21 protein-coding genes are annotated in these 25661 nt (G+C 71.7%); 12 read left to right on the plus strand and 9 right to left on the minus strand.

All coding sequences use genetic code 11. The features are described 5' to 3' along the window. From ccrA to OG446_RS32240, 4 genes are all read right to left on the minus strand, one after another. The gene (gene ccrA / locus OG446_RS32225; RefSeq protein ID WP_328897318.1) at positions 1–1338 is read right to left on the minus strand and encodes a crotonyl-CoA carboxylase/reductase; all 1338 of its coding nucleotides are present in this window, start codon (positions 1336–1338) and stop codon (positions 1–3) included. Between the two features lie 357 nt (positions 1339–1695). Further along, positions 1696–2505, minus strand: coding sequence for a GNAT family N-acetyltransferase (locus OG446_RS32230; RefSeq protein ID WP_328897319.1), 810 nt, complete (start codon positions 2503–2505; stop codon positions 1696–1698). 56 nt (positions 2506–2561) lie between these two features. Continuing rightward, complete coding sequence (locus OG446_RS32235; RefSeq protein ID WP_328897320.1) at positions 2562–3377, minus strand: TetR family transcriptional regulator; 816 nt, start codon at positions 3375–3377, stop codon at positions 2562–2564. A gap of 100 nt (positions 3378–3477) precedes the next feature. Then, positions 3478–5259: a 3-hydroxyacyl-CoA dehydrogenase family protein gene (locus tag OG446_RS32240; protein ID WP_328897321.1), complete on the minus strand. Its 1782-nt coding sequence runs from the start codon at positions 5257–5259 to the stop codon at positions 3478–3480. 361 nt (positions 5260–5620) lie between these two features. Here OG446_RS32240 and OG446_RS32245 point away from each other — a divergent pair, with 361 nt between their 5' ends. After that, positions 5621–6193, plus strand: coding sequence for an adenylosuccinate lyase (locus OG446_RS32245; RefSeq protein ID WP_443050245.1), 573 nt, complete (start codon positions 5621–5623; stop codon positions 6191–6193). Here OG446_RS32245 and OG446_RS32250 read toward each other — a convergent pair. From OG446_RS32250 to OG446_RS32260, 3 genes are all read right to left on the minus strand, one after another. Then, a complete protein-coding gene (locus tag OG446_RS32250) occupies positions 6171–6734 on the minus strand; it encodes a GNAT family N-acetyltransferase (RefSeq protein ID WP_328897323.1) in 564 nt (187 codons plus the stop codon). The two genes, OG446_RS32245 and OG446_RS32250, sit on opposite strands and share 23 nt — an antisense overlap. A 97-nt stretch (positions 6735–6831) precedes the next feature. Continuing rightward, on the minus strand, positions 6832–8418 hold the full coding sequence (locus OG446_RS32255) for an alpha/beta hydrolase (RefSeq protein WP_328897324.1): 1587 nt from the start codon (positions 8416–8418) through the stop codon (positions 6832–6834). Positions 8419–8547: 129 nt separating this feature from the next. Then, a complete protein-coding gene (locus tag OG446_RS32260; RefSeq protein ID WP_328897325.1) occupies positions 8548–9597 on the minus strand; it encodes an Rv2578c family radical SAM protein in 1050 nt (349 codons plus the stop codon). A 149-nt stretch (positions 9598–9746) separates the two neighbouring features. Between OG446_RS32260 and OG446_RS32265 the strand changes: the two genes are divergently transcribed. From OG446_RS32265 to OG446_RS32285, 5 genes are all read left to right on the plus strand, one after another. After that, the gene (locus tag OG446_RS32265; protein WP_148021837.1) at positions 9747–10190 is read left to right on the plus strand and encodes an SRPBCC family protein; all 444 of its coding nucleotides are present in this window, start codon (positions 9747–9749) and stop codon (positions 10188–10190) included. 188 nt (positions 10191–10378) lie between these two features. Next, positions 10379–12817, plus strand: coding sequence for an MFS transporter (locus OG446_RS32270; RefSeq protein ID WP_328897326.1), 2439 nt, complete (start codon positions 10379–10381; stop codon positions 12815–12817). Between the two features lie 157 nt (positions 12818–12974). Beyond that, complete coding sequence (locus tag OG446_RS32275; RefSeq protein ID WP_328897327.1) at positions 12975–15440, plus strand: ATP-binding SpoIIE family protein phosphatase; 2466 nt, start codon at positions 12975–12977, stop codon at positions 15438–15440. A gap of 114 nt (positions 15441–15554) precedes the next feature. Further along, positions 15555–16274: a class I SAM-dependent methyltransferase gene (locus tag OG446_RS32280; protein ID WP_328897328.1), complete on the plus strand. Its 720-nt coding sequence runs from the start codon at positions 15555–15557 to the stop codon at positions 16272–16274. A 279-nt stretch (positions 16275–16553) separates the two neighbouring features. Beyond that, positions 16554–16931, plus strand: a complete 378-nt coding sequence (locus tag OG446_RS32285; protein WP_328897329.1) for a hypothetical protein — start codon at positions 16554–16556, stop codon at positions 16929–16931. Here the strand turns inward: OG446_RS32285 and OG446_RS32290 are convergent. Further along, positions 16868–17758 carry a LysR family transcriptional regulator gene (locus tag OG446_RS32290; protein ID WP_328897330.1) on the minus strand — a complete coding sequence of 297 codons (891 nt, stop codon included), beginning with the start codon at positions 17756–17758 and terminating at the stop codon, positions 16868–16870. The two genes, OG446_RS32285 and OG446_RS32290, sit on opposite strands and share 64 nt — an antisense overlap. A 129-nt stretch (positions 17759–17887) precedes the next feature. Here OG446_RS32290 and OG446_RS32295 point away from each other — a divergent pair, with 129 nt between their 5' ends. Beyond that, positions 17888–18889 carry an aldo/keto reductase gene (locus OG446_RS32295; RefSeq protein WP_328897331.1) on the plus strand — a complete coding sequence of 334 codons (1002 nt, stop codon included), beginning with the start codon at positions 17888–17890 and terminating at the stop codon, positions 18887–18889. Positions 18890–18965: 76 nt separating this feature from the next. Here OG446_RS32295 and OG446_RS32300 read toward each other — a convergent pair whose 3' ends face one another. Continuing rightward, a complete protein-coding gene (locus OG446_RS32300; RefSeq protein WP_328897332.1) occupies positions 18966–19307 on the minus strand; it encodes an ArsR/SmtB family transcription factor in 342 nt (113 codons plus the stop codon). 104 nt (positions 19308–19411) lie between these two features. On the opposite strand from OG446_RS32300, the gene OG446_RS32305 reads away from it, so the two are divergent. The 5 genes from OG446_RS32305 to OG446_RS32325 all read left to right on the plus strand — a co-directional run bounded on the left by OG446_RS32305 (position 19412) and on the right by OG446_RS32325 (position 25656). After that, the gene (locus OG446_RS32305) at positions 19412–20389 is read left to right on the plus strand and encodes a quinone oxidoreductase family protein (RefSeq protein ID WP_328897333.1); all 978 of its coding nucleotides are present in this window, start codon (positions 19412–19414) and stop codon (positions 20387–20389) included. A 55-nt stretch (positions 20390–20444) separates the two neighbouring features. Next, a complete protein-coding gene (locus tag OG446_RS32310) occupies positions 20445–21371 on the plus strand; it encodes a ketopantoate reductase family protein (RefSeq protein WP_328897334.1) in 927 nt (308 codons plus the stop codon). 106 nt (positions 21372–21477) lie between these two features. Then, a complete protein-coding gene (locus tag OG446_RS32315) occupies positions 21478–22311 on the plus strand; it encodes a M55 family metallopeptidase (RefSeq protein ID WP_328897335.1) in 834 nt (277 codons plus the stop codon). Next, positions 22304–23647, plus strand: coding sequence for a M20/M25/M40 family metallo-hydrolase (locus OG446_RS32320; protein ID WP_328897336.1), 1344 nt, complete (start codon positions 22304–22306; stop codon positions 23645–23647). The genes OG446_RS32315 and OG446_RS32320 overlap by 8 nt, the downstream gene beginning before the upstream one ends. 20 nt (positions 23648–23667) lie before the next feature. Next, positions 23668–25656, plus strand: a complete 1989-nt coding sequence (locus tag OG446_RS32325; RefSeq protein WP_328897337.1) for a S9 family peptidase — start codon at positions 23668–23670, stop codon at positions 25654–25656. The last annotated feature ends 5 nt before the right edge of the window (positions 25657–25661 follow it).

Raw genomic sequence — 25661 nt, forward strand, 5'->3', positions numbered from 1 at the left:
TCAGATGTTCCTGAATCGGTTGATGGCGTCGATGTGCTGCTCGCGCAGCTCCCCGTCGCGCACGCCCAGGCCCTCGGTGGGCGCCAGCGCCAGGACGCCGACCTTGCCCTGGTGGAGGTTGCGGTGGACGTCGTACGCGGCCTGGCCGGTGTCCTCCAGGGAGTAGACCTTCGACAGCGTCGGGTGGATCTTCCCCTTGGCGACCAGGCGGTTGGCCTCCCACGCCTCGCGGTAGTTGGCGAAGTGCGAGCCCACGATCTTCTTGAGCGACATCCACAGGTAGCGGTTGTCGTACTCGTGGTTGTAGCCCGAGGTCGAGGCGCAGGTGACGATCGTTCCGCCCTTGCGGGTCACGTAGACACTCGCGCCGAAGGTCTCGCGGCCCGGGTGCTCGAAGACGATGTCCACGTCCTCGCCGCCGGTCAGTTCACGGATGCGCTTGCCGAAGCGCTTCCACTCGCGCGGGTCCTGGTTGTGCTCGTCCTTCCAGAACTTGTAGCCCTCGGCGTTGCGGTCGATGATCGCCTCGGCGCCCATCTTCCGGCAGATCTCGGCCTTCTGGTCGCTGGAGACGACACAGATCGGGTTGGCGCCGCCGGCGAGGGCGAACTGCGTGGCGTAGGAGCCGAGTCCGCCGCTCGCGCCCCAGATGAGGACGTTGTCGCCCTGCTTCATGCCGGCGCCGTTACGGGAGACGAGCTGGCGGTACGCGGTGGAGTTGACCAGTCCGGGTGCCGCCGCCTCCTCCCAGCTGAGGTGGTCCGGCTTGGGCATCAGCTGGTTGGACTTGACGAGTGCGATCTCCGCCAGGCCGCCGAAGTTGGTCTCGAAGCCCCAGATGCGCTGCTCGGGGTCGAGCATCGTGTCGTTGTGGCCGTCCGAGGACTCCAGCTCGACCGAGAGGCAGTGTGCGACGACCTCGTCGCCGGGCTTCCAGGCGTTGACGCCGGGGCCGGTGCGCAGGACGACGCCGGCCAGGTCGGAGCCGATGACGTGGTAGGGCAGGTCGTGGCGCTTGCTGAGGTCGCTGAGCCTGCCGTACCGCTCCAGGAAGCCGAAGGTCGAGACGGGCTCGAAGATCGACGTCCAGACGGAGTTGTAGTTGACCGAGCTGGCCATGACCGCCACGAGGGCCTCGCCCGGACCGAGCTCGGGCACCGGGACGTCCTCGACGTGGAGGGACTTGCGCGGGTCCTTGTCGCGGCTGGCGACGCCGGCGAACATCTCGGCCTCGTCCTTGTGCACGGTCACCGCGCGGTACGACTCGGGGATGGACAGGGCCGCGAAGTCTGCGGCGCTGCTGTCCTGCGATTGGATCGCGTCCAGGATTTCCTTCACGGTGTGCCTCCGGCGGTGCGGCGTTTGAGGGAACGCTTGAGGGTCCTGCGGAGCAGGGGGAGCGGTGTTGCGTGGAGGTGTGCCGTCGGTTCGGCGGGTGGTGCTTCGGCTGTTTGCTCGGTGGAGCAGAAGGGTTTGCCTGTGACGCAGGCGTCCGGGCGCGCAGGCACGTGGCTTGCGGGGACAGCCGGCGTACGTGAGGTCTCAGCACGCCGGCCGCCCGGACGACTTCAACGTATGGCACTCCGTGACAGCTGGCAAGGCACTGGGTGCCAGCAATTTCCCTCAATTGTCATCCGGGTGCCACGCATGAGCAACACGGCGGGCGATTTGCCGCCATCTGCCCCACGTGCGTGGTCAGGAGGCGGGGCGGTAGACGTACGGAGTCGTCGTGCCCAGTGCCGTGAACCCGAGGCGCTGGAGGATCGGGCGGCTGTCCTCGGTCGCGTCGACCTGGAGGTACCGGTAGCCGCGCTCGGCGGCGATCCGGGCCCGGAAGGCGATCAGCGCCCGGTAGACGCCCTTGCCGCGCCACGCCTCGACCGTGCCGCCGCCCCACAGCCCGGCGAAGCCCGTGCCCGGGTACAGCTCCATGCGGGCCGAACTCACCGGCTCGTCGCCCGCCATGGCCAGCACCCCCACGAAGTGGTCCGGGTCCTCCCTCAGCCGGGCCAGCACCTGATGCCGCAGCCGGGACCAGTCCGAGCCGAACGCCTGCTCATGAGCCCGGGCCATCAGGTCCACATCGGCCTCGTCACGCACCGTGCGCAGCCGGACGCCCTCCGGGAGCCGGACGGTCATGGGCTGGTCCGCCACCGGCGAGACGAGGAGGGTCTCCGGCTCGTCGGGTACGAAGCCGGCCGCCAGCAGCCGCGCCCCGAGGTCGGCCGGCCGGTCGTGGGCGTACAGCTTCCACTCGAACTCCCCGTAGCCGTGGGCCGTGCAGTGGGCCACCTGCGCGGCGATCGCCGCGTCCGCCCCTGCGGCGTCCAGATCGGGCGACGACCAGACGACCCCGTTCCAGTCGTGGTCCGTGCCCACCTGGCGTACGACGCCGTCGGTGCGTTCGACGCGGACACCGGGGCCGTCCGGCCTGGCCCCCTCGCGCATCTCGCGGTCGAACACGGCCAGCAGTTCTTCACGGTGTGCAGTCGTTTGATCGTTCATCCGCACACCACAGCACCGGGGCACTGCCGCGGCAACCGGGTTTCGGCGCGCCCCGGTCAGCGTTCCTTGAGGGCCTGCTGGATCGTGCGCATCACTTCGTCCAGCGGCGCGTCCGTCCGTGCCACGGCCACCAGCACCTCGCCCTCCGTGCTCACCGACGCGGCCGGAGGCTTCGCCGGCTCGGTGCCGGCGGTCCGGCCCGCGCCGATCCCCGTTCCGAACGTGTCGCGGACGATGGCGAACGCCAGGTCCAGCTGCGTCTCCACATCACCCTGGCCGTCCGCGCGCAGCCAGCGGCGCAGCACATGGTTGTGCGCGGTGACCACGGCGGACGCCGCGACCTCCGCCAGCAGCGGATCGTCGTTGCCCGCGTGGTGGTCGCGCTCGTCGAAGTGGCCCAGCAGATAGCGCGTGAACAGCCGCTCGTAGCGGGCCACCGAGGCGATCTCGGCCTGCCGCAGGGTGGGCACCTCGCGGGTCAGCTTGTACCGGGCCACGGAGACCGCGGGCTTCGCCGCGTACATCCGCATGACTTCCTTGATGCCGCGGCAGACCGTGTCGAGCGGGTGCTCGTGCGCGGGTGCGGCGTTCAGGACCGCCTCGGCCCGGACGAGCGTGTCGTCGTGATCCGGGAAGATGGCCTCTTCCTTGGACCGGAAGTGCCGGAAGAAGGTCCGCCGGGCGACGCCCGCCGCGCCCGCGATCTCGTCGACGGTCGTCGCCTCGTACCCCTTCGTGGCGAAGAGCTCCATCGCCGCCGCGGCCAGTTCACGGCGCATTTTGAGCCGTTGGGCGGCGGCACGGGTGCCTGCGGCACTCTCCGGGACGTCGGGCGCGGCGGACACACGGGGGGACCTGGCGGGCTGGGACATGGTGTGAACGTACTGCATCGGTGCAGGAGAGCGCGCCTGTGGGTGCGGGCCGCCCGAAGGGCCGAGCAGCCCGCCCCAGCGGGCGCCCGGCCCGGACGGCTCAGCGGCGGGCATATTCGCGGAAGCCGCGCCCCGTCTTGCGGCCGAGGCAGCCCGCGGCCACCAGATGCTCCAGGAGCGGCGCCGGGGCGAGGCCCGGATCGCGGAACTCGCTGTGCAGCACCTTCTCGATGGCGAGCGACACATCGAGCCCGACGACGTCCAGGAGCTCGAAGGGCCCCATCGGGTAGCCGCCGCCCAGCTTCATCGCGGCGTCGATGTCGTCGAGGGTCGCGTAGTGCTCCTCGACCATCTTGATCGCGTTGTTGAGGTACGGGAACAGCAGCGCGTTCACGATGAACCCGGCCCGGTCCCCGCAGTCCACCGGGTGCTTGCGCACCTTCCCGCAGACCTCGCGGACCGTGGCGTGCACATCGTCCGCGGTGAGGACCGTACGGACGACCTCGACCAGCTTCATCGCGGGCGCCGGGTTGAAGAAGTGCATCCCGATGACGTCCTCGGGCCGCGAGGTGGCCCGGGCGATCGAGACGACGGGCAGCGAGGACGTGGTGGTGGCGAGCACCGCGCCCGGCCGGCACACCTTGTCCAGCGTGGCGAACAGCTGCTGCTTGACCAGCAGGTCCTCGGCGACCGCCTCGACGGCGAGGTCGACCTCGGAGAAGGAGTCCAGCGACCCCGCCGCGGTGATCCGGGCGAGCGTCTCGTCCCGGGCCTCGGCCGTCAGCCGCCCCTTGGCGACCGAGCGCTCCAGCGACTTGGCGATCCGGACCTTGGCGACGTCCGCCTTCTCCTGGCTGCGCGCGGCGAGCACGACGCCGTACCCGGCCTTCGCGAAGACCTCCGCGATCCCCGACGCCATCGTCCCGGAGCCCGCGACGCCGACCGAACGCACCGCACGGCCCGCGCCCGCCCCGGCGTCCTCGGCCGGAGTCAGCGCGTCCGGCACGACGGTCTGGCTGCCCGGCTCCGCGTAGGTGTAGAAGCCGCGGCCCGCCTTGCGGCCGGTCAGCCCGGCCGCGCTCAGCTGGCCCAGGACGGGTGCCGGGGCGTGCAGCCGGTCGTGCGAGGCGGAGTACATGGCCTCCAGGACGGTGCGGGCGGTGTCGATGCCGATCAGGTCCAGCAGGGCGAGCGGGCCCATCGGCAGGCCGCAGCCCAGCTTCATCGCCGCGTCGATGTCCTCGCGGGAGGCGTAGTTCGCCTCGTACATCGCGGCGGCCTGGTTGAGGTAGCCGAACAGCAGGCCGTCGGCGACGAAGCCAGGCCGGTCACCGACCGCGACCGGCTCCTTGCCCAGTTCCCGGGCGAGAGCGGTGACGGCCTCCACGGCCGGCGGCGCGGTCAGCACCGAGGAGACCACCTCGACCAGCTTCATCGCCGGCGCCGGATTGAAGAAGTGCAGGCCGAGGACCCGCTCCGGGTGCTGCGACTCCGCGGCGAGCCGGGTCACCGACAGGGCGTTGGTGCCGGTGGCGAGGATGGCGGTGGGGGAGACGATCGCGTCGAGCTCGCGGAAGACCTGCTGCTTGATCTCGTACGTCTCCGGCACGACCTCGATGACCAGATCCGCCTCGGCCGCGGCCTGGAGGTCGGAGAAGGTACGGAACCGGGCGAGGGTGCCGCGCCGCTCCTCCTCCGTCATCCGCTCGCGCCGCACGGCGCGCGCGGTGGACGCTTCCAGGGAGGCGACGGCCCGCCGGGCGGTCGCGTCGTCGATGTCGATGCCGATGACCTCGCGGCCGGCGTGGGCCAGGACCTCGGCGATGCCGGTGCCCATGGTTCCGAGGCCGACGACGGCAATGGTGCTGAACGGGGTGTCCATCACGGGACTCCAGGGATGAGTGACGACTGAGGGACGCACGCGGCGCGCGGCCGATGAGGGCCCGACCGGCGTGGGGCGTGCGGGAATTGCCTGTCGTGGTGCTCAGGTCCCCGGCGCGAACCGCACGCCGGGACCGGGAAGGGCGACGGACTCTGTCCCGGAGTCACGTCTCACAAGCTGCCGAACCGACAAACACTCCGGGTGGCTGCGTCACCAGGCCACCGGAGCCGGCGGGGGGAGTGTCCCGCTCACATGAGGTTAACCGGCGAGTAACGAGCGCGCCAGTCCTCGGTTGTTGTGGCTCCCCTCACATCCGGCGCCGTCGTCGGCACGCTGCGTGTCCACCGATAAGCTGACGGTCATGGATGAGGAGTACCGGTCACTGACGCACCGGCTGGCGGACGAGGCAGGGGAGTCGGCGGACTACCGCAGACTGCTCGCCACCGATGACGACGAGGAACTGGCCCAGGTGCTCATCGAGCGCGAACGCCCGCTCTGGGCGCGGGAGATCGCCGCCTACCGGCTCGGCTGCGGTGGTGACCGCCGTGCCTTCGAGACCCTGGTGCTGCTGCTCAACCACCGCGACCCGGAACGCTGCGTCGGCGCCGCCCACGCCCTGGCCCGCCTCGGCGACCCCCGCACGCCGCGCGCGGCCGCCGCCCTCGCCACCAACTCGCTGCGCACCGCCTACGCCCTGCACCCGGTCCGCCTGCTCGCCGAGCTGAAGGCCCCGGAGTCCGTGCCCGCCCTCATGAGCACCCTGTCCCGGCTGCTGGGGCCGGACGAGCCGCACTGGCGGGTGGCCCTCGCCTGCGTCGAGGGCCTCGGGCGGCTCGGCGACGTACGGGCCCGCCCGGTCCTGGAGGCGGCCCTGCCGCACCCGCGTCTCGGCGGCGCGGCCGAGGCTGCGCTCAGCAGTCTGCCGGCGGGCTGAGGGGGCGTACGTAGCGCACCTCGGGCACCGCGACGCCGTCCACGTCGAAGGGCTCCTCGGCGCCGTCGGGGCGAAACCCCGCACGTTCGTAGAAGCGGCGGGCCGGCGCGTTCTCCTTCAGTACCCAGAGCGCGACATCGGGGTGGCCGGCCGCCGCGCCGCGGGTCAGCACCTCCGCCATCAGGGCCCGGCCCACACCGGTCCCGGTCTGCTCCGGCAGCACGTAGATCGCGTACACCTCACCGCGGGGGAGCCGCCTGCCGTCCTCGCGGTACGGCCCGTACGCCGCCCAGCCGACGACGCCGAGACCTGCCCGCTCGGCCACCACGTTGACGACGGCGCGGGCCTCCGTGAAGAAGCCCCGGCGGCGCTCCGCGTCCGCGGCGATGTCCATCGCGTCCAGATGCGCCTGCGGCATCAGGCCGGCGTAGGCGCTCTGCCAGCCCCGCACCCGGATCCTCGCGACGGCTTCGCAGTCGTCGATGGTCATGTCCCGGACCATCGGCCGGGAGGCGTGCGCGAGGACGGGACCGGTAGTCATCCGGCCATCCTCGGGCACGCCCCCGAACTGCGGCAACGTCCTTTTGTCAGCCGCGGAAACTCGTCAGCCGCGGTAACTCGTCAGCCCCGGAAGCTTGTCAGCCCCGGAAACCGAGCAGTCCGTGCAGCGCGCCGCCGCTCGCGTCCGTACGGGAGGCAGGGCGCGCGGACTTGGCGGTCGCCGGCTTCGGGTCGGGCGTCTTCGCGCAGACCGCGTCCACGTCGCCGCCCTTCCCGCGCGGCACGGTGCCCTTGGCCAGATAGTCCGCCAGGTATCGGTCCAGGCAGGCGTTCCCGCTCAGGGTGACGCCGTGGTTGCCGCCGCCCTCCTCGACCACCAGGCTGGAACCCTTGAGCTTGCGGTGCAGCGTGACGCCGCCCTCGTACGGGGTGGCCGCGTCGTCCGTCGCCTGGAAGAGCAGCGCCGGGGGCAGCTCGCGGTTGGAGACCCGCACCGGGTTCAGCGGCTCCACCGGCCAGTCCGCGCACGGGGCGTTGTACCAGGTGTTGCCCCAGGTCATGAACGGGGCCTTGGCGTGGACCCGCCGGCTGTCGCTGCGCCAGACGTTCCAGTCCTTCGGCCACTGCGCGTCCCGGCACTGCACGGCCGAGTAGACCGAGTACCCGTTGTCGCCCTCCGCGTCGACCGCGGCGAAGCGCTCGTACGCCTTCACCAGGGCCTGCTCGTCCTTGTCGTGGACGTAGGCGGCGAACGCCTCGGCCAGATCGGGCCAGTAGCCGTTGTAGTAGCCGCCCGGCAGGTAGGTGTCGTCCAGCTCGCCGGCGCCGACCTTCTTGCCCGCGGGGTGCTTCTTCACCGCGTCCCGCATCCGGTACCAGGCGGCCTCGACCTCCGCCGGGTCACTGCCGAGCCCGTACGTGGCGTCGTACTTCGCCACCCAGGCGGCGAAGGCCTTGTGGCGGGTGTCGAACGCGTAGTCCTGGCTGATGTTGTCGTCGTACCAGACCCCGTCCGGGTCCACGTTCGAGTCGAGGACCAGGCGCCGGACGCGCTCCGGGAACAGCTTGGCGTACACCGCGCCCAGGTAGGTGCCGTAGGAGTAGCCGAAGTAGTTGAGCTGTCGTGAGCCGGTCGCACGCCGGATCACGTCGAGGTCCTTGGCCGTGCTGACCGTGTCCATGAACGGGAGCAGGTCCGGGTACTTCTTCCCGCAGGCGGCGGCGAAGTCGCGGGCGCGGTTGCGGTTGGTCCGCTCGTCCCGGACGGAGTGCGGCACCGGGTCGGGCCGTACCGGGTCGAAGTACTTCGGTACGCAGTCCAGGGCCGGGCGGCTCCTGCCGACGCCGCGTGGGTCGAACCCGATCACGTCGTACTGGGCGGCCACCGCCTTCGGCAGCGAGGCGGCGACGAAGCCGGCCATGGACAGTCCGCTGCCGCCCGGGCCGCCCGGGTTGACCAGCAGCGGCCCCTGGAACGTCTTCGCGGTGTGCGGGACCCGGGTCAGGGCGAGGGTGACCTGGCGGCCCGACGGCTCGTCATGGTCGAGCGGGGAGCGCACGGTCGCGCACTGGAGCGTCGGGGACGACTGGGTGCCGCAGTCGGTCCACCGGATCGAGGCGGCGCGCTGCGGGCCGCCGTCGGCGCTCGCCGGTGACGGCGCGGCGGTCACCAGACCGGCGACCGTCGCCCCGACGGCGAACAGAGTTGCTGAACGGTTCGTCATATGGCCTCCCGTGGTGGGGGAACACGGCTGCGCGCGGCGCAGCCCCCGCCGCATGCTCCCCGTATTCCGGGTCGGAAGGACCTGTTCCGGTGAGAGATGACCCGTTTGCTCCCATGGCTGCGGCCCGGGTCAGAGCAGGGTCAGCTGGGTGGGCTCGGCGGCGGGCGGCGGGGTCCGCTGCTCGCCGCGCTCACGGAAGCCGCGGGGCGTTCCGTGGTGCGAGGGGCCGATGCCGTACTCCGTCGCCAGCTCGTGCACGTTCCGGGTGATGCGGCGCTGGTACCACGTGGGTGCGTACGCGCCGTCCGCGTACAGCCGCTCGTACCGGCGCACCAGGTGGGGATGGTGGTGGCCGAGCCATTCCATGAACCACTCCCGGGCGCCCGGGCGCAGATGGAGGACGAGCGGGGTCACCGAGGTCGCGCCGGCGGCGGCGATCGCGCGGACGGTCGCCCGCAGCTGGTCCGGCCGGTCGCCGAGGTACGGGATGACGGGGGCCATCAGCACCCCGCAGCCGATGCCGTGCTCGCTGAGGGTGCGGACGACGTCGAGGCGTCGTTCGGGGGAGGGGGTGCCGGGCTCCACGGTCCGCCACAGTTCGGGGTCGATGAAGCCGACGGAGACCGAGACGCCGACCTCGGTGACCTCGGCGGCCTGCCGCAGCAGCTCCAGGTCGCGCAGGATCAGCGTGCCCTTGGTGAGGATGGAGAAGGGGTTCGCGTGGTCGCGCAGGGCGGTGAGGATGCCGGGCATCAGGCCGTAGCGGCCCTCGGCCCGCTGATAGCAGTCGACGTTGGTGCCCATCGCGATGTGCGCGCCGTGCCAGCGGGGTGAGGCCAGCTCGCGGCGCACCAGCTCCGGAGCGTTGATCTTGACCACGATCTGGGAGTCGAAGCCGAGCCCGGTGTCGAGGTCCAGATAGCTGTGGGTCTTGCGGGCGAAGCAGTAGACACAGGCGTGGGTGCAGCCCCGGTAGGGGTTGACGGTCCACTCGAACGGCATCCGGGATGCGCCGGGCACCCGGTTCACGATCGAGCGGGCCCGTATTTCGTGGAAGGTGATGCCCCGGAATTCCGGAGTGTCGAAGGTACGGGTCGTCACCGCGTCCGCGGCGAAGAGCGCGCCGGTACCGGTTTTGGTGGTTTCGGCAGGGTTATCGGCCAGATTGTCCCAGCGCATGGACGCCTCCTCGGTAGCACTGCCCCGAGAATAGAACACTTGTTCCCTTGATCGTTTTCTCCCCTTCGTCCCGGACCGGATTTTGAGCGGGGCTGCCGAGGTGGTTGGCTCAGCACACCCCCGAACAACCGAGTGCTGGAGGAACAGCCATGGCGCAGGTCGAGGCCACGACAGAGCGGATCATCGCGGCGGACGCGGAAGCGGTGTTCGACGCGCTGGCCGACTACAAGGACGTCCGCGGCAAGGTGCTGCCCGGCCACTTCAGCGAGTACGAGGTCCGTGAGGGCGGCGACGGCGAGGGCACCCTCGTCCACTGGAAGCTCCAGGCCACCAGCAAGCGGGTGCGCGACTGCCTGCTGGAGGTCACCGAGCCCACCGACGGGCAGCTCGTGGAGAAGGACCGCAACTCCTCGATGGTCACGACCTGGACCGTCACCCCGGCCGGTGAGGGCCGGTCCAAGGCCGTCGTCTCCACCGTGTGGAACGGTGCCGGCGGTATCGGCGGATTCTTCGAGAAGACCTTCGCCCCCAAGGGACTTGGCCGCATCTACGACGAGCTGCTGCAGAACCTCGCCGCCGAGGTCGAGAAGTAGTCTCCGGCGGAGCCGCCCGGCCTCACCGGTTCGGGTGGTTTTTTCGGCGCGTTGGTTGTGCGCCGTAGTGGCTCCCACCGGGGGATAAGCCCCCCGAGTGCGCCGTCAGCGCCCCCTCGTCGCGTTTGCCCTCACTTGTCGCGCAATGCGAGAAATGGGCGGCGGCAGTGCGATGAGGGGAGCGGCACGTGGTGGGTGGGATCACGCTGGTGAAGGACGAGCCGGGCGGTACGGAGCACACCGAGACGGTGCCCATGGCCGTCGCGCCTCCGCCACCGCCCGTCGCGACGGAGCCTGTCGCCCCGGCCCCCGCCGATGACGGGGCCACGGACCCCCGGCGCATCCGGCTCGTCTTCGTCGGGCTGATGCTCACGCTGCTGCTCGCGGCGCTCGACCAGATGATCGTGGCGACGGCGCTCCCGAAGATCGTCGGTGAGCTGCACGGCCTGGAGAAGATGTCCTGGGCGGTCACCGCCTATCTGCTCGCCTCGACCATCGGTCTCCCGATCTACGGCAAGCTCGGCGACCTCTTCGGACGCAAGAGCGTCTTCCAGTTCGCGATCGTCGTCTTCGTCGTCGGCTCCGCGCTGGCCGGCTGGTCGCGCACCATGGACGAACTGATCGCCTTCCGTGCCATCCAGGGCGTCGGCGGCGGCGGGCTGATGATCGGCGTCCAGGCGATCATCGCCGACGTCGTACCGCCCCGGGAGCGCGGCCGGTTCATGGGGCTCATCGGTGCGGCCTTCGGACTGGCGTCCGTGGCGGGCCCGTTGCTCGGCGGCTTCTTCACCGACCACGCCTCCTGGCGCTGGTGCTTCTACATCAACGTGCCGTTCGGCCTCGTGACGTTCGTCGTCATCACCGTCGTGCTGAAGCTGCCCAAGCCCACCGTCCGGCCCCGGCTCGACATCCTCGGCGCCGCGCTGCTGGCCGCCGCCTCCACCTGCCTCGTTCTGCTGACCAGCTGGGGCGGCACGGAGTACGCCTGGGGGTCGCGCACCATTCTGGGGCTGGCCGCCGGAGCCGCCGGAACGACTCTGCTGTTCCTCGCCGTCGAGCACCGCGCGCCCGAACCGATCATCCCGCTACGGCTGTTCCGCGACTCGATCTTCAACGTCACCGCCCTGGTCGGCGCGGTCGTCGGGGTGGCGCTGTTCGGCGCCGCCAGCTATCTGCCGACCTTCCTGCAGATGGTCGACGGGGCCACCGCCACCGAGTCCGGGCTGCTGATGCTCCCGATGATGGGCGGCATCGTCGGAGCCTCCGTCGTCTCCGGCCAGCTGATCTCGCGTACCGGCCGCTACCGCGTCTACCCGATCGCGGGCAGCGCCGTCTCGGCGGTGGGCATGTGGCTGCTGTCCCGGCTCGAAACCGACACCCCGCGCCTCGAATACAGCATCGCGCAGGCGGTCCTCGGCCTCGGGATCGGGCTGATCATGCCGGTGCTGGTCCTGGCCGTCCAGAACTCCGTACGCCCCGCCGACCTCGGCACCGCCACCAGTGCCAACAACTACTTCCGGCAGATCGGCGGCAGCGTCGGAGCCGCCGTGTTCGGCACGCTCTTCGCCGGACGGCTGGCCGACGCGCTCGCCGTGCGGCTGCCCTCCGGGGCCGGTCTGCCCGACCCGGAGTCGATCACGCCGCAGCTGGTCCACGCCATGGAGCCCGCGCTGCGCGACGCCTACATCCAGGCGTACGCCGACGCGATGCCCCGGATCTTCCTCTACCTCGTGCCGGTCCTCGTGCTCGGCCTGTTCTTCGCCTTCTTCCTCAAGGAGAAACCGCTGGTGTCCCACCACAGCCCCGAAACCGCAGCCGAGCCCGCGACCACGATCCCCTCCGCCCGCACCGACCCCGCCGGCTACCTATCCGGAGTGCCGGTCTGCGGCAGCGTCCAGCATCCCGACGGCACGAAGGTCCCACGCGCGGCCCTCACCCTCATCGACGTCCAGGGACAGCAGGTCGGCAGGGGCGCCAGTGGGGACGAGGGACGGTACGCGCTGAGCGTGCCCGGGGCCGGTTCGTACGTGCTCATCGCCGCTGCGGGCGGCCACCAGCCGCAGGCCGTCAGCGTCACGGTCGGCGAACGGCCGGTGGAGCTGGACGTGGTGCTCGGCGGCGCCGGACGGCTGGCCGGGACCGTCGTGACCGCGGACGGTGTCCCCGTACGCGACGCGGCCGTCACCCTGACCGACGTACGCGGCGAGGTCGTCGCCTCCACCCGCAGCGGGCGCGAGGGCGGGTACGTGATCACGGAGCTGGTCGCGGGCGAGTACACCCTCGCCGCCTCCGCACCCGCCTTCCGGCCCGCCGCTCTGCCGGTCAGCGTGCAGGCGGCCAGGGAGACCCGGCAGGACATCGAACTGGCCGGCGGCGCCGTGCTGCGCGGGATCGTCCGGGCCAGTGGCGGGCGGCCCGTCGAGGACGCCCGGGTGACGCTCCTGGACGCGGCGGGCAACGTGGTCGACACGCTGACCACCGGCCCCGACGGCTCGTTCCGCTTCGTGGACCTGTCCACGGGCGAGTACACCGTGATCGCCGCGGGATATCCGCCGGTCGCCACCGTGCTCCAGGTCGCGGGCGGCGGGCGCACGGAACGGGATCTCCAGCTGGGCCACGAGGACTGACGCACGGTGTTCCGTGTGCCGTCCGGATCACGTGGGTACGCGGGGCGCACCACCCCCTCGGGGGTGATTCCGCCGATGACCCGCGGCGCCGGACGCGGGGCCGTACCGTGGACGCACGCACCGCAGAACCTTGCGGTGGGGAAGGAGCCTTCCGCCCATGGACCTCGGTGTGCCGCCGCAGAGGACACCACCACCGCAGAGGACGGCACAGCCGCGTGACGCCGCGGCGGGCCGCGTGCCGCTCGCCGTGGTCGTCGTCGACGCGGACGGCCTGGTCTCGCACTGGTCGGCCGGTGCGAGGAAACTCTTCGGGGTCTCCCGCAAGGACGCCGTCGGCTGCCCCGCAGGTGAACTCCTGCCGGTGAGCGGGGCGTTACGGCGGCGCGGTGACCCGCTGCCGGACAGCGCGTACGCCGAGTTCGGCCCCGAGCTCGACAGCTCCCTCAGCGGGACCGTCGCCTACCCGGCGGCGGGCCGGGCCCGCGTGGACGAACCGGACCGCGGCCGCATCGACGTGCTGTGGTGGGCCTATCCGCTGGTCGGCCCGGGCCCGGAGCGGCTGCTCGTGCTCGCCGCGGACGCCGAGCCGCTGCGGGGCGACGGCGAGGGCGAGGTGCAGGGCAGTGAGACGGTCGCCCCCGGATTCGCCCTGCACACCGACTTCCCCGGCTATCGGGAGCTCTCCGCGCGGCTGCCCGAGATCCTGCCCAGCATGAGCGTCCGTGAGGCCACCAGGATCGTCTCCCAGGTACTCGAACTGGGCTATCCCGTACTGGAGTTCAGCCGACACGACCGGATCCCGGTGACGCCCGACTGGGGTGCGCCGCAGCGTGCCGGACGGCGTGCCGCGGGCGGCCCGCAGGACCGTTCCGGTGATGCGCCGGCCGCACACGCCGCACCTCGCCCCGAACTCGACCTCGAGTACGCGGCGGTCCGTGAGCGGCTGGAATTCCTCAACGAGGTCAGCGGCCGTATCGGCACCTCCCTCGATCTGGAACGGACCATCCGCGAGGTCACCAGCGCCGCCGTCCCGCGCTTCACCGACTTCGCCGGTACACATCTGCGCGCCGCGGTCCTGGCCGGCGAGGGTTTCCCCGACGGGCCGCCCGACGTCACGACCATCTGGCACCGCGTCTGGGTCGAGCACAACGACGAACCGGGCCGCTGGGACGACACCGTGCCGGTCGGCGAATCCATCGCCTTCCCCGAGCACACCCCGTTCTTCCAGTGCATGGTCACCGGCGAACCCGTGATCGTGCCCTACGTCAGCGAGGAGTTGAGCAACCGGATCTCCGGCGAGTTCGAGAAGCGCGACCTCCGGCCCCTCATCGCGCATCGCTCGCTGCTCATCGTCCCGCTCAAGGCCCGTGACGTGGTGCTCGGCTTCATGGTGCTGATGCGCCGCCCCGGCCGCGAACCCTTCGACGACATGGACCGCACCACAGGCGCCGAACTCGCCGCCCGGGCCGGGCTCGTCCTCGACAACGCCCGCATGTACACGTACCAGGAGAACGTCGCCGAGACCCTCCAGGACAGCATGCTGCCGCAGATCGAACCACGCATGGCCGGCTGCGACATCGCCACCCGCTACCTGCCCGGCGCCCGGCTCGGCAGGGTCGGCGGTGACTGGTTCGACTCGGTGAAACTCCCCGGCTCCCGGACCGCGCTCATCGTCGGCGACGTCATGGGCCACGGTCTCAACTCCGCAGCCATGATGGGTCAGTTGCGGACCGCCGTGCTCACCATGGCCACCATGGAGATGCCTCCCTCCCAGCTGCTGCGCAACCTCGACGACCTGGCCCAGCGGCTCGGTGAGCAGTACCTCGCGACCTGCCTCTACGCGGTCTACGACCCCATCCGCTCCGAGCTGCAGATCGCCAACGCCGGACACATCCCGCCCGTGCTGGTCCGGGCGGAGGACGGCCGGGCGGAACTGCTCGACCTGCCGACCGGAGCCCCGATCGGTGTCGGCGGGGTCGCCTTCGAGACCGCCACCGTGCGGGTGCGTCCCGGCGACCGGCTGGTGCTCTGCACCGACGGCCTGGTCGAGGTGCGCGGCCAGGACATCGGTGCGGGGCTGGCCGCCCTCTGCGCCTCCGCCGCCCATCCCGCCGCGTCCATGGACGACGCCTGCGACGCGATCATCCGGGCCCTGAACCCCAGAGGCGGCCGCAAGGACGACGTGGCCCTGCTGATGGCCCGCCTCAACGGAATCCCGGACGGAGACGTCGCCGCATGGCAACTGGCCCTGGACCCGCGCGAGGTGGCCCGGGCCCGCCGGCTGGTCCGCGGCCGGCTCCTCGACTGGGACCTGCCGGACGCGGTGGAGGCGGCCGAGCTGATGGTCAGTGAGATCGTCACCAATGCCGTCAAGTACGGCCGTACCCATCACATCGGGCTCCGGCTGGTGCGCACCGGAGCTCTGCTCTGCGAGGTCACCGACGACGAGCCCGCCCCTGCCACGCTCCTGGACGCGACCGCGGACGACGAGTCCGGCCGCGGGCTGGTTCTGGTGAGCAGCCTCGCCCGGGAGTGGGGCACGAGCACCACGGCGCGCGGGAAGACCGTCTGGTTCGAGCTGGCGCTCTCCCGCCTCCCGGGGCCCCGGTCGACAGCCTGGTGAAGGACGTCTTCACCGGGGATGTCGATGTGGTGCACACCCTTGCCCCGGAGGCCGTGGGGCGGTAGTCCGGTGCTGAGCGAAATGGGCTCGGTACCACCGGACTTGGGAGTGCGCATGGATGTGTCACAGCGATACCGTGAGTCGTGGGAAGGGTTCTGGGCGGCCACCTCGGACGTACCCGGCGAGGCGATCTGGGACGCCGACCCCTCGCTGAGCGCCGCACCGCACAGTGAGCTGCTCCTGCCGCACGCCGATGCCGCACTCCCCGTGGTCGACCTCGGCTGCGGAAACGGCACCCAGACCCGCTATCTCGCCACCCGGTTCGCCCGTGCCATCGGTGTGGACCTCTCCCGTGCGGCGATCGGCCACGCCCGGCGGGCGGACCCCGAAGGGGTCGCCGAGTTCGTCCAGTTGGACCTCGTCGACGGTGACGCGGTGCGGGCCCTGCACGATCGGATCGGCGATACGAACGTGTACATGCGGGCGGTCATCCACCAGAGCGAGCCCGAGGCCAGGCCCGCGGTCGCGGCGGCCGTGGCGACGCTGCTGGGGGAGCGGGGCCGGGCGTTCGTCGCCGAACTGACCCCGGCCTCCCAGGACGTGCTGCGGCAGGCGGCACAGGGCCCGGACGGTCCGCCCAAGAAGCTGCGGCGGGTCTTCGACCACGGGCTGAAACCGGCGAGTGCCACCGAGGAGGAGGTGCCGCGGGTGCTGCGGGCGGCCGGGCTGACAACCCTGGACAGCGGGGACACGGCCCTGCCGCAGACGGAGTACCTGCCCGACGGAACCCGGATCGACCTGCCGGCGCGGTGGTTCGTCCTGGCCGCCCGCTGATCCGGGCGCGCCCCGGCCCCGGCCCCGGCGGGGAGCCGTCCGGGGCCGGTGGCGTCGTTCATGGCAGCAGCTGCGGCTTCCGATTCGCCGCGACGTCCTCGACCCAGCCGAGGCGAGCCACGGCCGCGCCGAGGAAGGCCACGGCGCACCGAACGGGAACCGGCTGCTGCCGAGCGGCAGAGCCGCCGTTCGCCGGAACGTTTCAATGCCTTCCGGATCGTCGACGAAGACGCCTGGACCCCGCTCCGGGGCGGCAGCGCGAAGGCCACCGACCGTGCGGTGGCCTCACGCGTCGTGGCGCTCACCGCCTCCGGCAGGGACGTCCGGGTCGCCTTCGGCGGTGCGCGGGCGCTGCACATCACCGTGACGATCGGTGTCAACGACGTGGCCGGGGAGGCCCTCACCCTGGCAGACGCGGCATCCCTGCCTTCCTTCGCCCGGCGTCACGGTGTCGGCGCGCTCTTGCTCCGGGCGACGTTCCGCGACCGGGTGCGCACCGGTGAGGACACGTCGACGGCGAGCGTCACGCGCAGCGGGCGTCGCACGGGAGGACAGGGCGTTCGCCGAGGCGCTCAGTCGCTGACCGCCGTGCCTCAGTGCCCGGTCCCCTCCCGTACGAGCGCCATCAGCGCCCGTGCTCCCGGGCTCAGCGCCTGAGCGGCGGGAAGCACCACGACGCTCTCGTAGTACGGCTGGTCCGCCCCGTCGAGAGCCACCGCCACCAGGCTCGCGGCCTCGGGCTTGCGCGAGAAGTGGTGCGGAACCACCGCGATGCCGAGCCCCTCGCGCACCAGCTCCAGCAAGGTGTGTACGTCGTTGACCTCCAGCGCCACCGTGCGGCGCGCTCGTGCGGCCGCGAACGCCTCGTCGGCCGCACGGCGGGGCCCGAAGTCCGGATGGAAGTCGATGAACGCCTCCCCGGCCAGCTCGTCCCATCCGGCCCGGTGCGCCGAGGCCAGCCGGTGACCGGGCGCGCACAGCAGGACCATGGGCTCACGGGCCAGCGGGACCAGCTCGCCCCGCCACTCCACGGGGGAGACGGTGGCGGCGAAGGCGATGTCGAGCCGGCCGCCGGACACCCCGTCGACCAGGTTCGTCGTCCCCTCCTGGCGGAGCCGGATCTCCATGTGCGGGTGCTCGCGGTGGAAGGCGGCGAGCAGCCGCGGCAGGTTCAGCCCGGCCACGCACTGCTCCACGCCCACCGACAGGGTCCCGCGCAGGAGTCCCCGTACGGCGTCGACGGCGTCCTTCGCCGCCCGCGCGCCCGCCAGGGTGCGTTCCGCCTCCACCAGCAGCGCGCGCCCGGCCTCGGTCAGCCGCACACTGCGGGTCGTCCGGCTGAACAGCGGCGTCCGCAGCTCCTGCTCCAGGGCCCGGACGGAGGCTGAGAGGCCGGACTGCGACACGGCGACGCGCTCGGCGGCCCGGGTGAAATGCTGCTCCTGGGCGACGGCGACGAAATGTTCCAGCTGGCGCAACTCCATGATTGAGAAATATAGGTGCTGAATCCCAGCGGAATCTACTGTTGGACTGCTGGATCATTGTGCGCGAGCCTGGACCCCGCACGCCGTATCCCGTCGTGAACCGGAACGATCTCTCCCGTGGAGCCCCGCATGTACATCCCGTCCGCCGGCCGTTACCAGGACATGCCGTACCGGCGCACCGGGCGCAGCGGTCTGAAGCTGCCCGCCCTCTCGCTCGGTCTGTGGCACAACTTCGGCGGTGACCGGACACCGGAGTCGCAGGGGCAGATCCTCCGCCGGGCGTTCGACCTCGGCATCACCCACTTCGACCTGGCCAACAACTACGGACCGCCGCCCGGCTCCGCCGAGACCGCGATGGGCCGCTCGCTGGCGACGGACTTCGCCCGGCACCGCGACGAGATCATCGTGTCCACCAAGGCCGGCTATCTGATGTGGGACGGTCCGTACGGGGAGTGGGGATCGCGCAAGAACCTGCTCTCCTCGCTGGACCGGAGCCTCGGCCGCCTCGGCCTCGACTACGTCGACATCTTCTACTCCCACCGGCCCGACCCCGAGACCCCGCTCGAGGAGACGATGGGGGCGCTCCACTCGGCGGTGCAGCAGGGCAAGGCGCTCTACGTCGGTATCTCCAACTACTCGGCCGAGCAGACGAGGGAGGCAGCCCGGATCCTCAAGGACCTCGGCACCCCGCTGCTCATCCACCAGCCGCGCTACTCGATGCTGGACCGCTGGGTCGAGGACGGCCTGCTCACGGCCCTGGACGAGCTGGGTGTCGGCTCCATCGCCTACTCGCCGCTGGAGCAGGGCATCCTCTCGGACCGCTACCTCCGCGGTATCCCGGAGGGCTCGCGGGCGGCGGGCAGCAGCCCGTTCCTCTCGGCCGACTCGGTCACGCCCGAGCTGGTCGGCCGTCTCCGCGAACTGGACCAACTGGCCTCCGCGCGTGGCCAGTCGCTGGCCCAGATGGCACTGGCCTGGGTGCTGCGCGGCGGCCGGGTCACCTCAGCGGTGGTCGGCGCGAGCAGCGTCGCCCAGCTGGAGAACAGCGTCGAGGCGATCCGCAACCTGGAGTTCAGCGACAAGGAACTCGCCGGGATCGAGAAGCTGTTGAAGGGCGCGAAGCGCCGCTGAATCACCACGAAGGGGCCGGCACCTCCGCTTGCGGGGCGCCGGCCCCTTTCGTGATGCCCTTGTGCGGGCCGCCGTCTCAGGTGTCGTCCGCCCGGAGCAGCAGGTGCAGAAGGCCCGGGAAGCGGGCCTCGAACTCCTCGCGGCGCAGACGGTTGACCCGTTTGGCGCCCATGTCGCGCTGCTCCACCAGGCCCGCCCCGCGCAGCACCGAGAAGTGATGGCTGAGTGCGGCCTTGCCGACCGGCACGTCGAAGCTGCCGCAGCTGCGCGTCCAGTCCTCGGAGCCCGCCAGCTCCCGCACCAGCTGGAGGCGGACCGGGTCGGCCACCGCGGAGAGGGCTTCGAGAACCGAGACCTCCGCGGGGTCCGTGTGGACCGGAGTCGCGCGATGTCCGCTGCCCGCAGGCTGGTTGGGCATGTTCCGCTCCTCGTGTCCGTGGCTCTTGCCGAGTGTTCGATGAACATCGTACAGTCCGAGTGTTCGCTTTTCGTTGAACACATCTCCCCAGGGACGGTTCTGCCATGCGTGCGATCGAGTTCAAGGAGTACGGCGGCCCCGAGGTGCTGACCCTCGTCGAGAGGGTCGCCCCCGAGCCCGGCCCCGGGCAGGTCACCATCGACGTCGCCTACGCGGGCGTCAACTTCGCCGATCTCAAGGCCAGATCCGTGGGATACCGGGTGCCCGGACTGCCCTTCGTCCCGGGCCTGGAGGTCTCGGGCCGGGTGCGGGCGGTCGGTGAGGGGGTCGAGGGCCTGAGCCCCGGGCAGGAGGTTGCCGCGTTCCTCGACGGCGGCGGATACGCGGACGTGGTGGCGGCCCCGGCCGACACCGTCTTCCCGCTCCCCGCCGGTGTGGACCTGCGCACGGGTGCCACCCTCCCCACCGTGCTGCCGACCGCGCACGCCCTGCTGCACGAGGTCGGGCGGCTGCGGGCCGGCGAGAGCGTGCTGGTGCAGGGCGCGGCCGGCGGAGTCGGCACGGTGGCCGGGCAACTGGCCAGATCCGCGGGGGCCGGAGCCGTGTACGGCGTGGTGTCCTCGGCCGCGAAGGCCGCGTACGCCCTCGACCACGGCTACGACGAGGTGTTCGTCGGAGACACCTTCCCGGACGAGGTTCGCCGCGCCACCGGCGGCCGGGGCGTCGACCTGGTGCTCGACCCGGTCGGCGGGGACACGCTGCGCCGCGGCGTCGACGCGCTCGCCGTCTTCGGGCGCCTGGTCTCCTTCGGCAACGCGAGCGGCGCACAGCCCTGGAGCGTCGGGCAGGGCGAGCTCTACCCGGGCAGCAGGTCGGTGGCCGGCTTCTCGATCCTGGAGCTGGCCGCGAGCGACCCCGCCACTTTGCGTACCGTCGCGGAACGCGCCTTCCGAGCCGTGACCGACGGGCACGTCGACCTTCCCGTGACGGCCGAGTTCACCCTGGCGAGGACGGCCGAAGCGCACCTGCTGATGGAGGGCCGCACATCGACCGGCAAGCTGGTCCTGCGCATCGGCGGCTGAGCGGTCCCGTCCCTCGCCCCGCCCCCTGATCACGGACCCCGAAAGGTGCACGCAGATGAAGATTCTGGTCGTAGGAGCAGGAGCCACCGGTGGCTACTTCGGTGCCCGGCTCGCACAGGCGGGCAGGGACGTCACCTTCCTGGTCCGTCCGCGCCGCGCCGCGGTCCTCCGTGAGCGCGGTCTGCGCATCACCGGACTGGGGGAGGAGGAGAGGCTCACGCCCCGGCTCGTCACCGCGGACGAACTCTCCGGTCCCTACGACCTGGTGCTGCTCTCGGTGAAGGCCACGGCCCTGGACGCGGCCCTCGACGACATCGCGCCGGCCGTCGGGCCGGAGACCGCGATCGTGCCGCTGCTCAACGGCATGGCCCACCTCGCGCGGCTGGGCGACCGGTTCGGTGAGAAGGCGGTGCTGGGCGGCGTCGCCAGGGTCATCACCACGCTGAACGCCGAAGGTGACATCGTGCGGCTCGCGCCGGTCGCCGGACTGACGATCGGCGAGCAGCAGGGCGGCACATCGGAGCGGGCCGAGGCGATCACCGCCGTCCTCGGCGTCGCGGGCATCGAGGCGCGCCGGTCCAGGAACGTCATCGGGGCGATGTGGGGCAAGTGGGTGTTCATCAGCACCCTGGCGGGTCTGACCTGCCTGATGCGCGGCACCGTGGGCGATGTCCGGGCCGTCCCCGGCGGGCCCGGTTTCGTCACCGCCCTCCTGGCCGAGTGCGCCGCTGTCGCGGCCGCCGCGGGGCATCCCGTGCGGGAGACGGAACTCGACGCCGTGGCCGAGATGCTCACCACGGAGGGATCGCCGCTCACCGCCTCGCTGTACCGCGACGTGACCCTGGGCGCACCGACCGAGGCCGAGCAGGTCTTCGGGGATCTCGTGGACCGGGCCCGGCGCCTGTCCGTCGCCACCCCGCTGCTCGATCTCGTCACGCTGAACCTGCGCGTCCACGAGCTCCGCACCGGCTCCGCCGTCTGAGGCCCCCGGACCCGCGCACCGGACCCACGCCCCTTCAAAGGAGTGGACCTCTGGAGGCCAGGGCCGCTCTGGCCTGCACGTTCTGTGGCGCGTACCGTGTGGCACCATGAAGATCCTCGTCAGCGCCGACATGGAAGGCGCCACCGGTGTGACCTGGCCGGCCGATGTGCTGCCCGGTACACCCCAGTGGGAGCGGTGCCGCTCCCTGTTCACCTCCGACGTCAACGCGGCCGCCCTCGGCTTCTACGACGGGGGCGCCGACGAGGTGCTCGTCAACGAGGCCCACTGGACCATGCGCAACCTGCTGCTCGAGCAGCTCGACGACCGGGTCCAGATGATCACCGGCAGGCACAAGTCGCTCAGCATGGTGGAGGGCATCCAGCACGGTGACGTCGACGCGGTGGCCTTCATCGGCTACCACACGGGAGCCGGCACGGAGGGCGTCCTGGCCCACACGTTTCTGGCCAACTCCATCACCGGCGTCTGGGTGAACGGGGTCAGGGCGAGCGAGGGCCTGCTCAACGCCCATGTGGCCGCGGAGTACGGCGTCCCCGTCGTCCTCGTCACCGGCGACGACCTGACCTGCGTGGACGCCAGGGGTTACGCCCCCGACGCGCGGACGGTCGCCGTCAAGGACTACGTGTCGCGCTACGCCGCGGTCTGCCGCACCCCCACCCGCACCGCCGCCGACATCCGTGCGGCGGCCAAGGAGGCGGCCGGGCTCGCCGGACGTTACACACCGGTGGACGGCGGCCCGTTCACCGTTGAGCTGGAGTTCGACGCCGAACACCTGGCCGCGGCGGCCACGGTCGTGCCCGGCACGGCACCCTCCGGCGAGAGGCGTGTCGCCTACACCAGCGCGACGATGTACGAAGGTATCCGCACGTTCAAGGCGGTGACGACCATCGTGTCGTCCGCCGTGGAGGAACAGTATGGCTGAGGCGAGCACCACCCAGGACGGCGTCGACGAACTGGCTCTCGACGAGTCGGTGACGTTCACCTCCGAACTGATCCGCATCGACACCACGAACAGGGGCGGCGGTGACTGCCGCGAACGTCCCGCCGCCGAGTACGTCGCCGAGCGGCTGGCCGCCGCGGGACTCGAACCGGCGATGCTGGAGCGCACCCCCGGCCGCACCAACGTCGTCGCCCGGATCCCCGGCACCGACCCGTCGGCCGAAGCGCTCCTGGTCCACGGCCACCTGGACGTCGTGCCGGCCGAGGCCGACGACTGGACCGTGCACCCCTTCTCCGGCGAGGTGCGCGACGGAGTCGTCTGGGGCCGCGGCGCCATCGACATGAAGAACATGGACGCGATGGTCCTCGCCGTCGTCCGCTACTGGGCCAGGGCCGGCATCCGCCCACGCCGCGACATCGTGATCGCGTACACCGCGGACGAGGAGGCCAGCGCCGACGACGGCTCGGGCTTCCTCGCCGATCAGCACGCCGCACTCTTCGAAGGGTGCACGGAAGGCATCAGCGAGTCGGGCGCCTTCACCTTCCACGCCGGGCCGAACATGCCGCTCTACCCCATCGCCGCGGGCGAACGCGGCACCGGCTGGCTCAAGCTCACCGCCCACGGCAAGGCGGGGCACGGTTCCAAGGTCAACCGCGCGAACGCGGTCAGCACGCTCGCCGCGGCCGTCGCCCGGATCGGCGACCACGAATGGCCGGTGCGTCTGACCCCCACGGTCCGCGCCGCGATCACCGAGATCGCCGCCCTGCACGGCATCCAACCCGACCTCGATGCCCCCGGCTTCGACGTGGACGAACTCCTCGGCAAGATCGGACCGGCCGCCGACCTCGTCGCTCCGACCGTCCGCAACAGCTCCAACCCGACGATGCTGGACGCCGGTTACAAGGTCAACGTCATCCCCGGCCACGCCACCGCCTACATCGACGGCAGGATGGTCCCCGGCGGCGAGGACGAGTTCCGCACCACCCTGGACCGGCTGACCGGCCCCTCGGTCGACTGGGAGTTCCACCACCGCGAGGTGCCACTCCAGGCACCGGTCGACTCGCCCACGTTCGCCAAGCTCCGCGCCGCCGTCGAACGGTTCGACCCCGACGGCCACGTCGTGCCGTACTGCATGTCCGGCGGCACCGACGCCAAGCAGTTCTCCCGGCTCGGCATCACCGGCTACGGCTTCTCGCCGCTGAAGCTGCCCGTCGGCTTCGACTACCAGGCCCTCTTCCACGGCGTGGACGAACGCGTCCCCGTCGAGGCGCTGCACTTCGGCGTCCGGGTCCTGGACCACTACCTGCGTACCGCCTGAACCACTCGGGGGAACCGATCATGAAATCCACTGAGGCCTACGGAAGCTGGCCGTCACCGATCGACGCCGCGCTGGCCGCTTCCCGCGACGGCCGGCCCGAGTACGTCGGAGCGGTCGGCGACGAGCTGTGGTGGACGGAGCCGCGCCCGGCCGAGGCCGGCCGGCGTGCCCTGGTCCGCCGCTCGGCCGACGGCACCACCACGGAGCTGCCCGCGCCGTGGAACGCCCGCAGCCGCGTCATCGAGTACGGCGGACTGCCGTGGGCCGGCACCGTACGCGCCGAGGGCGGCCCGCTGATCGTCTTCGTCCACTTCGACGACCAGCGGCTGTACGCCTACGCCCCCGACGGCCCCCGCGAGCCATGGCCGCTGACGCCCGTCTCCGCGACCGGCGGCGGACTGCGCTGGGCCGACCCGCGGCCGCACCCGGACCGCGGACCGGCCGGCGAGGTCTGGTGCGTCCTGGAGGAGTTCACCGGCGAGGGCCCCACCGAACTGCGCCGGGTGATCGCCGCCGTGCCACTGGACGGATCGGCGGCCGGCGACCGGTCCGCGGTACGTGAACTCTCCGACGACGGGCACCGGTTCGTCACGGGCGCCGAGGTCTCGCCCGACGGGCGGCGTGCGGCCTGGATCGCCTGGGACCACCCGCGGATGCCGTGGGACGGCACCGAGGTGATGCTCGCCGACATCGGCGAGGACGGCACCTTCCACGACGCCCGGCGTTTCGTGGGCGGTCCGGAGGAATCCGTACCGCAGGTCCGCTGGGCCTCGGACGGACAACTGCTGTTCGCCAGTGACCGCAGCGGGTGGTGGAATCTCTACCGCGCCGACCCGGACCGCGGCACCGTGGACGAACTCGGCGTCCGCGAGGAGGAGTTCGCGGGTCCGTTGTGGAAGATCGGGCTCAACTGGTTCTGCCCGCTGGACAACGGGCTCATCGCCGCACTCCACGGCAGGGGATCCACCACCCTCGGCATCCTCGACCCGGAGACGGGCGAGATCGTCGACATCGCCGGACCCTGGACCGAATGGGCCGAGACCCTCGCCGTGCAGGGCAGCCGTGTCATCGGCATCGCGGCGAGCCCGCGCAGCGCCTACGAGATCGTGGAACTGGACACCGCGACCGGGCACACCCGGATCATCGGCGCACCGCACGAGGACGCGGTCGACCCGTCGTACTACCCGGAGCCCGCCGTCCGCACCTTCACCGGGCCCGACGGCCGGGAGATCCACGCCCAGGTGTACCCGCCGCACAGCCCCGACCGGACCGGACCGGACGACGAGCTGCCGCCCTTCGTGGTGTGGGCCCACGGCGGCCCGACCGGCCATGCCCCGCTCGTACTCGACCTGGAGATCGCCTACTTCACCTCGCGCGGCATCGGCGTCGCCGAGGTCAACTACGGCGGTTCCACCGGCTACGGCCGGTCCTACCGCAACCGGCTGCGCGGACAGTGGGGCGTCGTCGACGTCGAGGACTGCGCCGCGGTCGCCGGGGCGCTGGCCGCCGAGGGCGCCGCCGATCCGCTCAGGCTCGCCGTCCGCGGCGGAAGCGCCGGCGGCTGGACCTCCGCCGCCTCGCTGACCGGGACGGATGTCTACGCCTGCGGCACGATCATCTACCCCATCCTGGACCTGACCGGCTGGGGCACCGACGAGACCCACGACTTCGAGTCGCAGTACCTGGAGTCGCTGGTCGGCCCGCTCGCCGAGGTCCCCGACCGCTACCGCGACAGGTCCCCGATCAACCGCACCGACGGGCTCACCACCCCCTTCCTGATCCTCCAGGGGGAGGACGACCCGATCTGTCCGCCCGTGCAGTGCGAGCGGTTCCTGGCCGAGGTCGAGGGGCGCGGCATCCCGCACGCCTATCTCACCTACCCGGGCGAGGGGCACGGATTCCGGCGCGCGGAGACCATGATCAGCGCGTTGGAGGCGGAACTCTCCCTGTACGCCCAGACGTTCGGCATCGACCGTACCGATGTTCCGCTGCTGGAGCTGAAGAAGTGACCGCC

Source organism: Streptomyces sp. NBC_00236, from assembly GCF_036195045.1.
In the GTDB taxonomy this organism is placed as follows: Bacteria; Actinomycetota; Actinomycetes; order Streptomycetales; family Streptomycetaceae; genus Streptomyces.

Coding starts and splice junctions, on each gene's coding strand:
- OG446_RS32295 (WP_328897331.1), top strand. CDS start 17,888: ATGTACATCCCGTCCGCCGGCCGTTACCAGGACATGCCGTACCGGCGC.
- OG446_RS32265 (WP_148021837.1), top strand. CDS start 9,747: ATGGCGCAGGTCGAGGCCACGACAGAGCGGATCATCGCGGCGGACGCG.
- OG446_RS32310 (WP_328897334.1), top strand. CDS start 20,445: ATGAAGATTCTGGTCGTAGGAGCAGGAGCCACCGGTGGCTACTTCGGT.
- OG446_RS32325 (WP_328897337.1), top strand. CDS start 23,668: ATGAAATCCACTGAGGCCTACGGAAGCTGGCCGTCACCGATCGACGCC.
- OG446_RS32275 (WP_328897327.1), top strand. CDS start 12,975: ATGGACCTCGGTGTGCCGCCGCAGAGGACACCACCACCGCAGAGGACG.
- OG446_RS32240 (WP_328897321.1), bottom strand. CDS start 5,259: ATGGACACCCCGTTCAGCACCATTGCCGTCGTCGGCCTCGGAACCATG.
- OG446_RS32280 (WP_328897328.1), top strand. CDS start 15,555: ATGGATGTGTCACAGCGATACCGTGAGTCGTGGGAAGGGTTCTGGGCG.
- OG446_RS32260 (WP_328897325.1), bottom strand. CDS start 9,597: ATGCGCTGGGACAATCTGGCCGATAACCCTGCCGAAACCACCAAAACC.
- OG446_RS32300 (WP_328897332.1), bottom strand. CDS start 19,307: ATGCCCAACCAGCCTGCGGGCAGCGGACATCGCGCGACTCCGGTCCAC.
- OG446_RS32235 (WP_328897320.1), bottom strand. CDS start 3,377: ATGTCCCAGCCCGCCAGGTCCCCCCGTGTGTCCGCCGCGCCCGACGTC.
- OG446_RS32250 (WP_328897323.1), bottom strand. CDS start 6,734: ATGACTACCGGTCCCGTCCTCGCGCACGCCTCCCGGCCGATGGTCCGG.
- OG446_RS32230 (WP_328897319.1), bottom strand. CDS start 2,505: ATGAACGATCAAACGACTGCACACCGTGAAGAACTGCTGGCCGTGTTC.
- OG446_RS32305 (WP_328897333.1), top strand. CDS start 19,412: ATGCGTGCGATCGAGTTCAAGGAGTACGGCGGCCCCGAGGTGCTGACC.
- OG446_RS32290 (WP_328897330.1), bottom strand. CDS start 17,758: ATGGAGTTGCGCCAGCTGGAACATTTCGTCGCCGTCGCCCAGGAGCAG.
- OG446_RS32255 (WP_328897324.1), bottom strand. CDS start 8,418: ATGACGAACCGTTCAGCAACTCTGTTCGCCGTCGGGGCGACGGTCGCC.
- OG446_RS32245 (WP_443050245.1), top strand. CDS start 5,621: ATGGATGAGGAGTACCGGTCACTGACGCACCGGCTGGCGGACGAGGCA.
- OG446_RS32320 (WP_328897336.1), top strand. CDS start 22,304: ATGGCTGAGGCGAGCACCACCCAGGACGGCGTCGACGAACTGGCTCTC.
- OG446_RS32315 (WP_328897335.1), top strand. CDS start 21,478: ATGAAGATCCTCGTCAGCGCCGACATGGAAGGCGCCACCGGTGTGACC.